General features: G+C 61.3%; 12 protein-coding genes. 7 read left to right on the forward strand and 5 right to left on the reverse strand.

The features are described from left to right. Window positions 1–24: 24 nt before the first annotated feature. From ACO08A_RS17150 to ACO08A_RS17165, 4 genes are read left to right on the forward strand one after another with little or no spacing between them, the layout of a single operon-like run. The gene (locus tag ACO08A_RS17150) at window positions 25–2,346 is read left to right on the forward strand and encodes a DUF1989 domain-containing protein (RefSeq protein WP_422037191.1); all 2,322 of its coding nucleotides are present in this window, start codon (window positions 25–27) and stop codon (window positions 2,344–2,346) included. After that, on the forward strand, window positions 2,343–3,404 hold the full coding sequence (locus ACO08A_RS17155; protein ID WP_422037192.1) for a quaternary amine ABC transporter ATP-binding protein: 1,062 nt from the start codon (window positions 2,343–2,345) through the stop codon (window positions 3,402–3,404). Before ACO08A_RS17150 ends, ACO08A_RS17155 begins: the two co-directional genes overlap by 4 nt. Before the next feature lie 6 nt (window positions 3,405–3,410). Next, window positions 3,411–4,955: an ABC transporter permease gene (locus ACO08A_RS17160; RefSeq protein ID WP_422037193.1), complete on the forward strand. Its 1,545-nt coding sequence runs from the start codon at window positions 3,411–3,413 to the stop codon at window positions 4,953–4,955. Window positions 4,956–5,005: 50 nt separating this feature from the next. After that, window positions 5,006–5,965 (forward strand): glycine betaine ABC transporter substrate-binding protein, encoded by a 960-nt coding sequence (locus ACO08A_RS17165; RefSeq protein ID WP_422037195.1) that lies wholly within the window; start codon window positions 5,006–5,008, stop codon window positions 5,963–5,965. A 75-nt stretch (window positions 5,966–6,040) separates the two neighbouring features. Here the strand turns inward: ACO08A_RS17165 and ACO08A_RS17170 are convergent, their stop codons facing one another. Genes ACO08A_RS17170 through ACO08A_RS17185 form a run of 4 tightly spaced genes read right to left on the reverse strand, consistent with a single transcriptional unit; the run spans window position 6,041 to window position 10,840 of the window. Further along, entirely contained in the window at window positions 6,041–6,814 is a 774-nt protein-coding gene (locus ACO08A_RS17170; protein ID WP_422037196.1) for a cyclase family protein, read from the reverse strand. Beyond that, window positions 6,811–8,061, reverse strand: a complete 1,251-nt coding sequence (locus ACO08A_RS17175; protein WP_422037197.1) for an SDR family NAD(P)-dependent oxidoreductase — start codon at window positions 8,059–8,061, stop codon at window positions 6,811–6,813. Before ACO08A_RS17175 ends, ACO08A_RS17170 begins: the two co-directional genes overlap by 4 nt. Next, window positions 8,058–9,233 carry a thiolase family protein gene (locus tag ACO08A_RS17180; protein ID WP_422037198.1) on the reverse strand — a complete coding sequence of 392 codons (1,176 nt, stop codon included), beginning with the start codon at window positions 9,231–9,233 and terminating at the stop codon, window positions 8,058–8,060. Before ACO08A_RS17180 ends, ACO08A_RS17175 begins: the two co-directional genes overlap by 4 nt. Continuing rightward, window positions 9,230–10,840 carry an AMP-binding protein gene (locus ACO08A_RS17185; RefSeq protein WP_422037199.1) on the reverse strand — a complete coding sequence of 537 codons (1,611 nt, stop codon included), beginning with the start codon at window positions 10,838–10,840 and terminating at the stop codon, window positions 9,230–9,232. Before ACO08A_RS17185 ends, ACO08A_RS17180 begins: the two co-directional genes overlap by 4 nt. A gap of 335 nt (window positions 10,841–11,175) precedes the next feature. Here ACO08A_RS17185 and ACO08A_RS17190 point away from each other — a divergent pair, with 335 nt between their 5' ends. After that, the gene (locus ACO08A_RS17190) at window positions 11,176–11,913 is read left to right on the forward strand and encodes an SDR family NAD(P)-dependent oxidoreductase (RefSeq protein WP_422037200.1); all 738 of its coding nucleotides are present in this window, start codon (window positions 11,176–11,178) and stop codon (window positions 11,911–11,913) included. A gap of 75 nt (window positions 11,914–11,988) precedes the next feature. Here the strand turns inward: ACO08A_RS17190 and ACO08A_RS17195 are convergent, their stop codons facing one another. Then, on the reverse strand, window positions 11,989–12,894 hold the full coding sequence (locus ACO08A_RS17195; RefSeq protein WP_422037201.1) for a LysR family transcriptional regulator: 906 nt from the start codon (window positions 12,892–12,894) through the stop codon (window positions 11,989–11,991). Between the two features lie 149 nt (window positions 12,895–13,043). On the opposite strand from ACO08A_RS17195, the gene ACO08A_RS17200 reads away from it, so the two are divergent. Next, window positions 13,044–14,075, forward strand: a complete 1,032-nt coding sequence (locus ACO08A_RS17200; protein ID WP_422037202.1) for an ABC transporter substrate-binding protein — start codon at window positions 13,044–13,046, stop codon at window positions 14,073–14,075. Continuing rightward, complete coding sequence (locus ACO08A_RS17205; RefSeq protein WP_422037203.1) at window positions 14,053–14,874, forward strand: ABC transporter ATP-binding protein; 822 nt, start codon at window positions 14,053–14,055, stop codon at window positions 14,872–14,874. The genes ACO08A_RS17200 and ACO08A_RS17205 overlap by 23 nt, the downstream gene beginning before the upstream one ends. Window positions 14,875–14,893 lie beyond the last annotated feature (19 nt).

Genomic DNA, 14,893 nt, shown 5'->3' on the forward strand with positions numbered 1-14,893 from the left:
CTTCGAGGGAGAAGGTCGCAGGGAATGAGAACCGAGACCGACCACAGCGCTATCCGTCAGGTCTACCGGGGCCTGAAAGAGCCGGTGTTTTTCCAGCTTCAGGTTGACTGGGGCTGCGTCGGCACAGTCGATGTTCCGGCAGGGGCCCTGATCTCCGTAACGAACGTGGACGGCGGTGGACGGCTTCTGCTCACGGCGCGCGGACCCGAAGACAGGCATTTCACGACACGGCCACTCGACGTCCCGGCCCCCGACGGTGTTCAGGAATATCCGGGCGTGTTCGACCGTGACATGCTGGCATCGCTCGCCGCCGCACGGGGCAGCAGTCTCGACCTTGCCAGCTTCCATTCGATCTTCGACGGCAGCTCCTTGCCCGGCGACCAGTTTGTCACCAGAGCGCTGGAGCAAACGAGCCTCTATGTCATCGCACCCATGGACGACGACTATGTTGCAGGTGGTGGCGGGTCCAGTTTCACGGTCAGGATCAAACCGCCTGAAGGAAGATCACAGGACAGCTGGCTGCCGCCGCCACTCGGCAAGATCCGGGACGAATGGCACGTCGGGCGCGGCTCCGCCAAGGCCTATGAAGTCAAAAAGGGCCAGTTCATCCAGATCATCGATGTCGAAGGACAGCAGTGTTCCGACTTCATGGCCATGTGTGCCAGAAACCTCGAGGCAGGGCGTGAGCGCTATATCGATTCCACCGTTTCACGCACAAAGACGCACAGCGCCTATCCGCTTCCGGGCCTGTTCGACAAATTCTACGATCAGGACATCAATCCGCTCCTGTCCGTGCGCCAGGACACGGTCGGCAGGCACGACACGTTCGCGCTTGCCTGCACGGCCAACGGCTATGAAGAGCGCGGGTTCCCGGGGCACCTGAACTGTTCGGACAATATCAGCGCTGCGTTCTCTCCCTTCGGAATCGGCAAGCGCGCGGCGTGGCCCGCGATCAACTTTTTCTTCAACTCCTGGATCGACTGGTCGGCGCACGGGCTTGTCAGCGACGAGGCCTGGTCCCGGCCGGGCGACTACGTGGCGATGCAGGCATTGACCGATCTCGTCTGTGTTTCAACGGCCTGTCCGGACGACATCGATCCGATCAACGGCTGGAACCCGACGGATGTTCACGTCAGGATCTATGAGGAGGACACCTCGATCTCACACTCGGTTTCGTGGCGTTCGCAGCCCGAGGATAGCGGGAAACTGACCCGTCATTCCGCCTTTCATCCGCGCACGTCGCAATTGACCAGCCGCTTCGTCGCATCACGTGATCTCTGGTTGCCCGCGCGTTTCGACGGGACCGGCGCCATCGAAGAATACTGGGCGTGCAAGAACGCGGCGACCCTTCAGGACATGTCAGGCCTCTACAAGTTCGATGTCGTCGGACCTGACGCCGAAGCCTTGCTCCAGACCTGCCTGACGCGGGACGTTTCGAAGCTGTCGCTGCATCGCGGTTTCTACGCGCTCGTCTGCGATGAGCGCGGCAGCGTTCTGGATGACGGGACGCTCTTCCGCATCGAGCAACATGCCTTCCGCTGGTGTTGCGGCTCGGAGAACTCGGCGCTGCATCTGCGCGAACAGGCGGACGCGTTGTCCCTCAATGCCAGGGTGCTCTCGCCGGGCAACCGACTCGTCAATCTCGCAATCCAGGGGCCGAAGTCCCGGGACATCCTGCGCGACCTGGTGGTGACGCAAGCGACGCGTCCGGCGCTCGATGCGCTGAAATGGTTCGGCTTCACCGTCGGACGCCTTGCTGAGCCAAACGGTCCGTCGGTCATGGTGAGCCGGTCCGGCTTCACCGGCGAGCTTGGTTACGAAATCTTCTGCGACCAGGACGACGCACTGACGGTCTGGGATCTCGTGGTGGAGGCCGGTGCACCGCACGGGCTGGTACCCATGGGCTCCGAGGCCCTGGCCATGCTGCGGATCGAGGCCGGCCTCATGGTTGCCGGCGCGGAATTCGGGCCGGACAGCGACGCGTTTGAATCCGGCCTGGGCTTCGCCGTCGATTTCAAGAAGAAAGACTTCATCGGACGAACCGCGCTTGAGCGCAATGCCACGGCGCCACGTCGCAAGCTGGTCGGTCTGACATTCTCGGGAAGCGAGGCTCCGGTGCACGGGGACCGGATCTTTGCCGGCCGGGAACAAGTCGGCGTGGTCACGAGCGGAACCTATTCGCCGGAACTGGGACACGCGATCGCCATGGCCAGGATCGCAGTCGAAAACGCCGAGATCGGCGGCACTCTGGAGGCAGGCAAACTCGACGGACACATGAAGCGGCTGCCGTGCACCGTGGTCGACCTGCCGTTCCTCGATCCGAAACGGGAGAAGGCGCGCGCGTGACTGGTACAGCTAAAGAAGGCGTGGTCGTCACGCAGAACGTCTGGAAGATCTTCGGCCCGCGCGCCCAGGAGGCGATGGATGCCGTCAGGCGCGAAAATCTGTCGAAAGCCGAGGTGCTGGAACGGTATCAGGCCGTTGTCGGTGTTCGGGACGTGTCCATTTCGGTCGGCGAGGGCGAGATCTTCTGCATCATGGGGCTTTCCGGGTCGGGCAAGTCGACGCTGGTGCGCCACATCAACCGGCTGATCGAGCCCACGGGCGGCGACATCCTGATCAACGGGGTGAATGTCGGCGACCTCAACGCGGAAGATCTGCGCATCATGCGGGCGGACAAGATCGGCATGGTGTTCCAGAACATGGCGCTGCTGCCGCACCGCTCGGTGCGCGACAATATCGCCTTCGCACTTGAGCTCAGGAATGTCGACGCCTTCACCCGCAGGCAGGTCGCGGACCGGGTCATCGAACTGGTCAGTCTCCAAGGCTATGGCGACAGGATGCCGAGCGAATTGTCCGGCGGCATGCAGCAGCGCGTCGGGCTGGCGCGCGCCATGGCCGCCGATCCGGATATCCTGCTGATGGATGAACCGTTTTCCGCGCTCGACCCGCTCATCCGCCGCGGACTTCAGGACGAGTTTCTGGAGCTGTCCAGGACGATGAAGAAGACAACGCTTTTCATCACCCACGATCTGGACGAGGCGATCCGGATGGGGAACCGGATCGCGATCATGAAGGACGGCGAGATCGTCCAGACTGGGACGCCGGAGGAAATCGTCACCAAGCCCGCCGACGACTATGTCGCCGACTTCGTGGCCGGTATTTCGAAGCTGAAGCTCATTTTCGCGCACACGGTCATGCGGCCGGTTGCTCAATACGAGGCAAGCGGGGCGTCGCTGCCCGGTCTCGACGCCTGTCCGCAGGCGACGCCCGATGACGACCTCGACATCCTCATTGCGCGGTCGGTCGGCCAGGACAATCCGATCGTCATCATGAGCGACGACAAACCGGTGGGTGTCGTCACCAAGGACGACTTGCTTCGCGGCATGCAGGGGGAGGTCTGACACGACATGACCGATGAAACGGATTTCCGCAAACCGATTACCGAATTCGCCGGACCGAATGGTGACTACTACGCAGATGTCTTTCTGAAGATCCAGAAGGCGCAACTGCCGAGATTCCACGTCAACCGGGCCGCGCTCGCCGGCAGCTTCATCTGGGCCGCGCTGCGCGGCAACTGGCTGTTGTTCACGATCGGGTTCGTCGTCGATCTCGTCGCGCTCATCAATCTGGCGCTGGTCTACAAGTATTCGCAGGCGGCGGCCGACAACGCGGACAAGGCCTATCTGGTGGAACGGTACGAGGGCTGGTCGCAAACCCACCTGATCGGGGCGATCGTGGTCTTCATTTTCGGGCGGCTGCTGTTTGCCTGGCTGGCGGACCGGTTCTACGCCAAGCAATACGAGAAATGGCGCATATCGCATGCGGTCAACAGCAATTTCCTGCCGTCCCGTCTCCTGATCGCACTGCTGATTTCGGTGCTCGTTCTTCCGATCATGCTTTACCGGAGCACGCAATTCGCGCCCGACGAGCGTGCCTGCATCCGTCAGGACCGCGCCATCGCGCAGGGCGAGGAAGTCGCGTTCAAGGCAAAATTCGACTGCCTGGTTATCGGCGAATTCCCGACGCTCTTCTGGATCCAGCGCCCCGACGAGATTTCGTATCCGCGCGACGACAACGGCAACCGGATCGTGTTGCGGACGCCGCCCGCCGAGGACGCACCCCCGGTCAATCTCAATACCTACACATCGCAGACGATCGATGACGGGATCGGTTACCTGACCGTTTTCTACGGCGCCTTTTTCGACGGGATCACGCGGTTCCTGCGTGGCATGCTGAGTGCGATCACATCCGTCTTCGTCGGCACGCCCTGGCCGGTCACCATGTGTGTCCTTCTTTTCGTCGCCTACAAGATGGCGGGAACACGAACGGCCATCTTCGTCGGTGCCTCGCTGATCTATCTGGCGCTGTTCGGCTTCTGGCAGACGGCCATGGACACGCTGTCGCTGGTGGTCGCGGCCTCGATCATCTGCGTTGTTGTCGGACTGCCTCTCGGGATATGGGTCGGCAAGTCGAGCCGGGGGCAGACGATCATCACCCCGATATTGGACGTGATGCAGACGATCCCGTCCTTCGTCTACCTGCTTCCCGCGATCGCCTTCTTCTCGATCGGCAAGCCGCCCGCGATCCTTGCGACCGTGATTTTTGCCATGCCGCCGATGGTGCGGCTGACGGCGCTCGGGCTCCGGCAGGTGGCGGAGAACACCCGCGAAGCCGCGCTCGCATTCGGCGCAAACCCGCGGCAGCTGCTGCTCAAGGTGGAGCTGCCGCTCGCCCTTCCATCCATCATGGCCGGTATCAACCAGGTCGTGATGATGAGCCTCTCCATGGTGGTCATCGCCGCGCTCATCGGCGCGGGTGGCATGGGCTACGTGGTGACCGAGGCCCTTGAGAATACCGAGACCGGACGCGGCGTGCTCGCCGGCGTAGGAATTGCCCTGTTGGCCATGATGATCGACCGGGTGGTGCAAAAGGCGAATGCAAATCGCCAATAAGAGCAAAATCCGGGGCCACGGGCCCTGTAACCTTCTTGAAGGGGACCAACATGAAACTTGCTAGAAATCTTCTGTTCGGGACGGCGTTTTCCCTCATTGCCGCAAATTCCGCACTGGCGGCCGATGATGCGACGGTGAAGATCGGCGACCTGACCTGGACCGGTGCAAAGGCCATCGGCCATGTCATTCAGGCCGTCATCAACGGCCCGCTCGATTCGGAAGCCGTCATCGTTGAAGGGCTTTCCGACGGATCGATCATCGCTGCCGGCATGGACAAGGGCGACGGGTCCGCGGACGTCTACACGGATCTGTGGATGCCGAACCGTGCTGCCATCTGGGACAAGTATATCGACGGCGCCAAGACGGTCGGTCACAACGAGCCCTACAAGGGCACCCAGAAAATGTATGTCCCGTCCTTCATGGCGGACAAGGTCAGCTCGGTCGACGATCTCAAGGATCCCGAAATCGCGGCCATGTTCGACAAGGACGGCAACGGCAAGGGTGAATACTGGTCCGGCGATGCCGGCTGGAAATCGACCCGGATGTGGCAGGTCAAGTTCAAGAGCTACGGCCTTGATGAACTCTGGGAGCCGGAAATCCTTCCCGACGCGACCTTCAAGGCACAGCTGAAAACCGCGATGCAGCGTGAACAGCCAATCCTGTTCTATTACTGGACGCCCGAATGGGTCCACGCCGCCTACGACATCACGCCGCTCGACGAGCCGGCGCGCACGGAAGGCTGCGAGAACGTCAATCTCGACAAGGAAGACTGGCTCGAAGCTTCCTCCTTCGCCTGTGCCAGCGAGGATGCAAGCATCTACGTGGCCTATTCCAAATCGCTGGAAACACGCAATCCGCCGGTTGCAAAGTTCTTGAGCCAGATGGCGCTCGATCCGGCCGTTGTCAACGAATGGATCCTGAAAATCGGCCGTGACAAGATGGACCCGCGCGACGTTGCCGAGGACTGGGTCGCCAACAACATGGACGTGGTCAATTCCTGGATTGAATAATCCGGCTTTGACATGACATCGGACGAAGCGGCGGTGTATCGCCGCTTCGTGACCCGCCGCACTCGGGTGGCCCGGTCAGACTTCTTTGAGGGCCAGAACGCGCAGGGGACTGCCCGTCCCGTTCCTGATTTTCAGGGGAGGGGTCACCAGCATTGAGCCGGTGGCCGGAAGCCTGTCGAGATTGCAGAGGCACTGCAATCCGTATTTGCCTGCACCATGCAGATAGAAGTGCGCGGGATAGGGCGGCGTATAATGCGAGCCCTGGCCGGCATCCGTGCCGATCGTCTCGGTGCCGAAGCCGAGAATGTTGCGTTCATCGACCAGGAAGCGGATTGCTTCCGGTGTCGGCCCGGGCGAATGAGGACCGTCGTCGCGCATGTTCAGATAGGCCGAACCGCTGCGGTGGGACCAGTCCGTGCGCATGAGGACCCAGCAGCCCTCAGGGATGCGGCCATGGGTGCGCTCCCAGTCAGTGAGAATGTCCGGCGTCAGCTCGAAGTCGTCGTTTCCGGCTGCGCCCTTGGAGCAATCGATGACGACGGCGGGGGCCATGAGGTTGCCGGCGGGGATTTCGTCGACGGAGCCGTTGGCAACGTCGCGGCCGCTGACCCAGTGGCTGGGCGCGTCGAAATGCGTTCCGGTGTGCTCCGACATGGATATGTTGTGCCATTTCCAGGCGGGGCCCCTGTGGTCGTAGCAGCTCACCTCTTCCATGCGGAACCGCGCGCACTGGCCGAACTCGGGCGGAAGAACGATAACGGGAAAGTCCGGGTCAAGGGTGTGGGTCAGGTCGACGATCTCGATCGATCCGCCGGCGAGCGCACCGGCCAGGTTTTCCAGCAGAGTCATGAGCGGAACCCCGTCATTTCCCGTTCCTGTATTTTCGGCGAGGCGCGGAAGCGTTCGATCACGTCCCTGGCGACGTCGCCGCAATAGACGTCTTCCAGACCGTCGACGAGGCCCTGCACGATGCTTCCGGCAAGCGCCTTTGCAGGCACTTTCGGGGGCGGTAGCTCCTGGTGCCAGTCGTCATCCGTCGGACCCACAAAGACATTCAGGACGCGAAGCCCGGATGTCCGGAAATCGGCGCGCATGTTCTGGCTGAGCGAGAGCGCCGCCGCGTTCGAGGCCGAGAAACAGCCATAGTCGGGCAAATTGGCGATGGCATAGGCGGAGAGAATGTTCACCCAGGCGACCGCTGAATTGGTGCCATCGGCGGTGCGAGCGCACATGGCCGGACCGAAGGCCTGTGCGAGACGCATCAGGCCCAGGTAATTCACGTCCATCTCGTTTTGCGCAAAGACGGTATCGCTCCGCGTCATCAGACCGCCGGGCCGGACGTATCTGGCATTGTTGATCAGGATATCGGTCTTGCCGCCAAGTTCCGCCGCCAGCTCCTCGACCGACTTGCCGTCGGTGACATCGAGGGGCAGCACCTCGACCCCCGGGACTGCCATGATCTCGTCGTGATAGCGGTTTGGCCGCCAGTCTTCGGAGAGCCCGACAAAGACCTTTTCCGCTCCCGCGGAGTTCAGGGCACTGACGATCGCCGGTGTGTTCGGATTGCGCGCGTCGGTTATGAGCACGCGGCGGTGCCTGGGTGTACAGCTCGTTTCGCGGAGCCGCGGATCATCTTCCATAAAAGGTGTCTCCTTCACCGGCAGTGCCATCATGACACCCTGGCCGGACCGGTCCAGCTTGATCGCAAGCCTGACATCTGCGCTCTCAGCGACGTCGCCGTGCACATGACATATGACGGACGGGCCGACGTCGAGCTTTACCGTTCCAACGCGCACCGGCAATTGCCTGCGAAAATAGAGATCCGTCGTGGCGCGCACCTGCGTCTCCGCGATAAGCTTTCCGTCCGGAGAAACGTCCTGCCAGTCGAGATCGACCGACAGGCATTTGGAGCAGGCATCGCGTGGCGGGTATTGGACAGCGCCGCACGCGCCGCAGACCTGCAGCATGAAGCGTCCCTCCGCTGCCGCTGCGGCCAGACCAAGAGCTGCCCTGCTGCGCTGCTGCGGCGGTGTCTGCGGGACACCGGTCCGCCGTTGCGGGTTCTTCTTCCCCGGAGGGGCGATCGGTTCGCTCATGCGCGTCCCCCCTCGATGATCGCTGCACCGGAACAGACGCCGCGGTCGTAGTTGATCACACCGAAGCCGGAGACCATGGCACGGGATGCGCCTGGAACCTGCGTCGGTCCGGCCTTTTCCGTGACCTGGCGGATCGCCTCGACTAGGCCGATATAGCCGCCAGCGGCCCCGGCCTGACCTGCAGAAAGCTGGCCGCCGGAGGTGTTGTGCGGGAAGTCTCCCGAAATCGTCAGGTCGCGGTTTTGCACGAACTGGCTGCCTTCGCCCTTCTCGCAGAACCCAAGATCCTCGAACTGCATCATCGAGATCACCGGATAGTCGTCATAGGTCTGCAGGAGGTCGATGTCGGAGGGGCCGCAGTCTGCCATGCCATAAAGGTCGTCGATATCCATTGCCCAGCCACCTCTGAGCTGGATGGGATCGTCGGCGAAGGCATTGTGCCGCTCGATCGTTCCGGCAATCACCGCGAAGGGCAGATCCCGCCGCCGGGCTTCCTCGACGGTCATGACCAGGAACGCCTCCGACCCGGCGCAGGGCATGACACAGTCAAACAGCGCGATCGGATCCGAAATCGGCCGGGCGTTCAGATACTGATCGAGCGTGAGCGGTTTTTTCATGAGCGCATTTGGATTGCGCAAGGCGTTGTCGCGCTGTGCGACACAGATCCGGCCGAAATCCTCGCGGGTTGCCCCATAGTCCTTCATGTAGCGGTCCGTCAGGAGCGCGAAATTGGCATTCGGGCCGCCAAACCCGTAGGGATAGGAGGCATCCTGGGAGAACCGGCTGAAGCTCGACAGAAGGTTCCGGAACGAGTCGATATGATTTGTGTCACCGGCGACACAGGCCACGATATCGGCGTCGCCCGCCTGAACGGCCCTGGCTGCGCGCCGAAGCGCCACGATGCCGGAGGCACCTCCCATCGGGACATGATCGAGCCAGCGCGGACAAAGGCCGAGGTGCTGGGTCAGGCCAACGGCATTGTCGGGGAACAGGGTGAAACTCGAAACGGCGAACCCGTCGATATCACCCGGTCTCAGTCCTGCCTGATCGAGGCTTTGCTTGAGCGCGCGCGCAATCCACCAGTGCGCTGTTTCAACCGAAAAGCGCTGGTAGGGAACGGTCGCAGGGCAGACGACTGCCACCCCTTCGTAGCCAAGGCGCGTCCGGCTCATGAAACCTGTCTTTTCTTGAGATGCACCAGATTGATTGTCGATGATTTTTCCAGGTGATGCAAAGCAAGCGCTTTCAGCTCGGCGCGCTGAATTTTCTGGGTCGATGTCAGGGGCAGGCTGTCCACGAAGGCAATATATCCCGGCACCTTGTAATAGGCCATCTGGCCGAGAGCCCAGCGGGTTATCGCTTCAGCCGTTTCAGGCCCGGGATCCCGGACTGTCAGACAGGCAAAGACCTCGTCGCCGCGAATTGGATCCGGCACGGGTGCGACTCCTGCGGCCGTCACGTCGGGATGGCGCATGAGCACACTCTCGACATCCACGGCAGCGATGTTTTCGCCCGACCGGCGAATGACGTTCTTCCGGCGGTCGACAAAAAACAGGAAGCCGTTCGCTTCCTGCCGCACGACGTCACCGGTGTGAAACCAGTCGTCCTTCCACGCGTTTTCGGTTGCCTCCGGATCCTTGTAGTACTCGCGGAAAAATCCCCGCGCCGGTTCGGCCCCGTTTCGCCGGACAAGCAGTTCCCCCGGTTCGCCTTCCGGAACATCACTTCCGGTTTCGTCGACAAGACGGACTTCCAGCCAGTCCGGCAGGCGGCCGAGCGCGGCCTTGCCGACAAGCCGGTCCGGCTGGTTGTTCATGATAACCGCACCGGCGCCGGTTTCCGTCATTGCCCAGCCTTCGCTCAGGGGAAAGCCGAAGCGGTCTTCGAACGGCGCGTGGAGCTTGGGATCGACACCGGCACCGAAGCCGAAGCGCACAGTGTGGTTTCGGTCGTTTTCGCCCGGTGGCATTTCCATCAGGATGGAGGGCATCACGCCAAGATAGTGCAGGCACGTTGCCCGGCTGTCGCGCACACTCTGCCACCAGGTCCGCGGGTGGAACCTGTCCAGGGCCGTCAGGCATCCGCCGACACGCAGCATCGCCATGAAGGAATAGGCCATGGCGTTCATGTGGAAAATCGGCAGGGGCGTGATCATGCGTTCGCCGCCTTCGCCGAGGTCGGCAATTCCGCCCAGCCCCGCGTAAAACTCCGCGACTTCCGAGAAATAGGAATTGTCTAGAACACAGCCCTTGGGCTTGCCCGTGGTGCCGGATGTATAAAGCACTGCCGCTTCCCGGTCGTCTCCGTTCTCAGAAAGGCGGGCCGTGACCGCGTCCTTGCGCGGGGAGGGGATTGCGCCGTCCGCCGCAATGACATCTGCGTCGATGCCGCTTTCCCCAACCGCGGAGCGGAGTGCTTCGAGCCGGTCCGGCACGGCGATGATCAGTGCCGGCTCCGCATGGCCGATCAGGTATTCCAGTTCGCTGGCGCGCAGATCGGGATTGATCGGCACGACCGACGCCCGCAGGCTGTTGAGCGCAAGCCAGATCAGGAAGTAGTCGGGCCGGTTTTCCAGAAGCAGGGCGACGCGCATGCCTTCGCCTATGCCGGCCTGTTGAAAGCGGGTGGCGTGGTCGCTCACACGGCGCATCGCTTCGGCGTAGGTCATTTCGCCGGAGGGGATTGCGTAGGCGTTTGCCGTCTCGGGCAGCACGTTCAGCATCGGACGGTCGGGCCAGCGATCATGGGCCGTGACGAAATAGTCGTATACGGTCGCCAAGCCACCTTTCAAAGTCCCGTCCTCCCCGATAACGCATGCTGATCACGATGCGATATTTATATGAAAAAACATATTAATTGTCTTCTTTTCTGTCAAAGAGAAATTCCGAAGAGGCTGAAAAGCAAGGGCTCAAGTGGTGCTGCGGAGCGGTTAGCTCCTGTTTTATTGAGCTTTTTTCTTCGGAACGTGGAGCTGGAACCCATTCGGTGCGGTCATTTCAAGGGAAGTTTGATTTAGATGAAATTTCATATAAATTGAATTCCCGTTGACCGGATGACAGAATGGGCGGGTCATGCGGGCGGCCATTTCAGGGCCGGTGTGAGCGGGAGAAGATGATGGGTGGATATGAGGGACGGACGGCGCTTGTCACTGGAGCGAGCACGGGTATCGGCAAGGCCATCGCAGAACATTTGCTGGAGCGCGGCTGCAAGATCATCTCGGTTTCACGACGGCCGTTGGAGATCGCGTCCGAAAACGTGACGTCTCTCTGCGTCGATCTCAGTGATCCACAGGCAGTCCGGGACTGCGCCGATCTCATCCGGGAGACGCACAAGGTCGATATCCTCGTCAACAATGCCGGGGTCGTGCGCAACACGCCGGTGGAAGATATCACCGACGCGGAATTCGACACGCTTCAGAACCTGCACCTCAGGTCCGCGATCGTGCTTGTGCAGGCAGTGCTGCCGCATATGAAGGCGCAGGCCTTCGGGCGCATCGTCAACATGTCTTCGCGCGCGGTCGTCGGTCTGTCGCAGCGAACGGTCTACGCCGGTACGAAGGCGGCCCTCATCTCGATGACGCGAACCTGGGCGCTTGAACTCGGCAGCTACGGCATCACCGTGAACGCCATTGCCCCCGGGCCGGTGGTGACCGACATGCTGACCGCCGACATTCCGGAAGAAAGCGAAACGTTCAGGAAGCTGGCTGCGTCCCTGCCGACAAAGCGTCTGGGAGATGCCGGCGATGTTGCCCGCGCGACGCTTTTTTTCACCGACCCGGAGAACAGCTGGGTAACGGGCCAGACGCTTTTTGTTTGCGGTGGCGCAAGCCTCGGGTCCCTGACGGCGCTCTAGGACATCCCCTGATAGAACAGCCCGCAATGGCGTGTCTGAATTTGTTCGGACGCGCGGTGTTGAACATGGCTCAAGTCAGGAATCCAGCCGAAGCTGCCGGAGAGATTTTGAAAGAATGCGGCACAGGGCATTTTCGACCGGTGTCTGGTTGCTCCGCGAGGGGATAAGGAGACCGATCCTGAGGTCCTTCAGAAAACTTGATTTCAGGGAAATATAGCGCAGCTTTCCGGCTTCGATTTCCTCAAGGAAACCGATTTTCGAATATAGCCCGATACCGCGGCCGCTGATGATCATCGACCGGGCGAGCGGCAGGGAATTGGTGAAGCAGGCGGTCTTTAGCGGGATGTTGTTGTCGGCCAGGGCAAGATTGACGAGGGAGCGCTCGGCGAGCGCGTCATAGGATCGGATGAGCGGAAACGGTGTCAGGTCCTCAATGTCCAGAGCATCGCGTTCCGCCAGCGGATGGTTCTCCGTCAGGATCGCACCGATCGGTGCGGACTTCTCCGTTCGCACGCGCACGCCGGGGTGGAGATCGTTGCAAAAGGAAATCCCGATCCCGGCCTCGCCCTCGGCGACGGCTCTGACGATGTCGTCCGGCTGGGCGGTCTGTATCGAATAGGTGATATCGGGGTATTCGCGGGCGAACTGATCGATGGCCGACGGCAGAAGGCTGAGCGCGACGGAATCGAGTGATGCAATGTCGATGTGTCCGGCACGCAAATCCCTGATATCCGCGACAAGATGCAGGATCTTTTCGTAGTCGAAGATCGTCTTGCGGCAATGCTCAAGGACGACCGCTCCTGCCGCCGTGAGTTCCACGCCCTCCGCATGCCGGTCGAACAGCTTCACACCGAGACGTTGCTCTATATCGAGTATCTTCCTGTTCACGGAGGACGACGACACGTGCAGGACCGCCGCGGCGCGGCGTATGGAGCCCTGCCGCGCGACTTCGTCGAAGTAGTTCAGAAACTTGCTGTGCATGTAAACTCTACCTTGGGTCATGACCCTATGACGATGCAAAAAAGGCATCGCTATGCGCCAAACTAAATTCTATCCGCAACGCCTGGCGGGCGTCTACTCTGAAGAAAAAAGGGAGACACGGACAAAACACCTACCAGGAGATCGTTCAGATGACACACAGGGGACTCAATCGCCGGCACGTTTTGCAAGGGCTCGGAGCGGCTGCCGGACTGGCGACAACCGGGACTTTTCTTTCCGTCGGCCCTTCGGCGGCTGCCGACTTCAAGATCAGGATGCAGCTCGGCTGGCTGGCGTCCAACGGCATTCTCGGCGAGGTCATGGCCGACAAGCTGGGCTATTTTGCCGAGGAAGGCCTTGAGCTGGAGATCATCCCCGGCGGACCGAACATCGACGGCGTGGCGTCCGTTGCTTCCGGCGCCAACAATTTCGGGTCGATTTCGTCGTCTCCCTCCCTGATGCTGGCCCGTTCGGCCGGGCTGCCGATCAAGTGCGTCGCGGCCGGGTATCAGCAACACCCGTTCACCTATTTCTCCATGGAAGCCAATCCCGTGCGCAAGCCGGAAGATCTCGTCGGCAAGAAAGTCGCCACACAGGGAACGGCGCGGATCCTGCTGCGTGCGCTTCTTGCAAAGAACGGCATTGACGAAAGCCAGGTCGAAGTCTCCGTCATGGGCGGTGACATGGCGCCGCTCAAGGTCGGGCAGGTCGACGTGGCGACCGGCTGGCAAACGAATGTCGGAGCGCTTTCCGTGCTTGGCGACGAACGGGTCGACATGAAACTTTGGGATGCTGGCATCCAGCTCTATGCCAACCCCTACTACACGACAGATGACGTGCTGCAGGAGAACGGCGACAAGATCACCGCCGCGATCCGCGCGATCTCACGTGGCTGGGGCGCTGTCTATGAAAATCCGGAAGCCGGTGTCGACGCGCTCGTCGAGCGCTATCCGAACCTGGACAAGGACAGCGAAATGAAGGCGGTCGATCTGGTCCTGGGTTTCTCGTTCAACGACAAGACCAAGGCCGGCGGCTGGGGCATCATGACGGCCGACAACTGGCAGGAACAGATCGACACCTACAACAGCCTCGAGCAGTTCACCAACGGTGCGCCGGACGTGGCCGACATCATGACGCTGGACATTCTCGAAGCCACCAAAGATGTCCGTCCAACATTTGGCTGATTTCGCGGACGCATGTCCCGAACAGGAACCGGCTGGCCGCAAGGTTGCGGCCCGCCTGTCCGGAGCCTCGGTGAAATTCGGACGTTTCACCGCTCTTAAAAACATCAGCCTGGAGATCGGCGAAGGCGAGTTCTGGACCATCCTCGGCCCGTCCGGGTGCGGCAAGTCCACCATGCTGAGATTGGTGTCGGACCTGGTTCCCGCGGCCGAAGGCGAGGTCACCATCCTCGACAAGTCGACAGAAGCCGCGCGGCTTGCACGCGAATTTGCCTTCGTCTTCCAGGATGCCACCTTGCTGCCGTGGCGCAGCGCTTTGAAGAATGTGGAACTTCCCCTCGAAATGGGCCGCAAGCGGGGGCTGCAGATCCCCGCTTCGGATCGAAGCCCGCAGGAACTCCTGGAACTCGTGGGACTGAAGGGACGTGAAAACGCCCTGCCGCACGAACTTTCCGGCGGTATGCGCCAGCGGGTCGCAATCGCAAGAGCGCTTGTGTGCAAACCGAAGCTGCTGCTGATGGACGAACCGTTCGGTGCGCTGGACGAAATGAAACGTGATCTTCTGAACCTGAAGCTGCGCGAGATCTGGCAGGAAACGGGCGTCACGATCCTGTTCGTGACCCATTCGATTTCGGAAGCGGTGTTCCTCGGTCAGAAGGTGCTGATGCTGCGCGCCAATCCGGGACGGGTGATGGACGTGGTCGATATCGACCTGCCGCCCGACCGGAAAATCGCCCTCAGGGAAACGCCGGAATTCAACCGCTATTGCGGCCGGCTTCGCCAGTTGCTGGAGGAATGCTGATGTCTCTGACCCAGGTTTC

This window comes from Roseibium sp., from assembly GCF_965232425.1.
Lineage (GTDB): Bacteria > Pseudomonadota > Alphaproteobacteria > Rhizobiales > Stappiaceae > Roseibium.

Coding starts and splice junctions, on each gene's coding strand:
- ACO08A_RS17150 (WP_422037191.1), top strand. CDS start 25: ATGAGAACCGAGACCGACCACAGCGCTATCCGTCAGGTCTACCGGGGC.
- ACO08A_RS17160 (WP_422037193.1), top strand. CDS start 3,411: ATGACCGATGAAACGGATTTCCGCAAACCGATTACCGAATTCGCCGGA.
- ACO08A_RS17165 (WP_422037195.1), top strand. CDS start 5,006: ATGAAACTTGCTAGAAATCTTCTGTTCGGGACGGCGTTTTCCCTCATT.
- ACO08A_RS17170 (WP_422037196.1), bottom strand. CDS start 6,814: ATGACTCTGCTGGAAAACCTGGCCGGTGCGCTCGCCGGCGGATCGATC.
- ACO08A_RS17175 (WP_422037197.1), bottom strand. CDS start 8,061: ATGAGCGAACCGATCGCCCCTCCGGGGAAGAAGAACCCGCAACGGCGG.
- ACO08A_RS17180 (WP_422037198.1), bottom strand. CDS start 9,233: ATGAGCCGGACGCGCCTTGGCTACGAAGGGGTGGCAGTCGTCTGCCCT.
- ACO08A_RS17190 (WP_422037200.1), top strand. CDS start 11,176: ATGGGTGGATATGAGGGACGGACGGCGCTTGTCACTGGAGCGAGCACG.
- ACO08A_RS17195 (WP_422037201.1), bottom strand. CDS start 12,894: ATGCACAGCAAGTTTCTGAACTACTTCGACGAAGTCGCGCGGCAGGGC.
- ACO08A_RS17200 (WP_422037202.1), top strand. CDS start 13,044: ATGACACACAGGGGACTCAATCGCCGGCACGTTTTGCAAGGGCTCGGA.
- ACO08A_RS17205 (WP_422037203.1), top strand. CDS start 14,053: ATGTCCGTCCAACATTTGGCTGATTTCGCGGACGCATGTCCCGAACAG.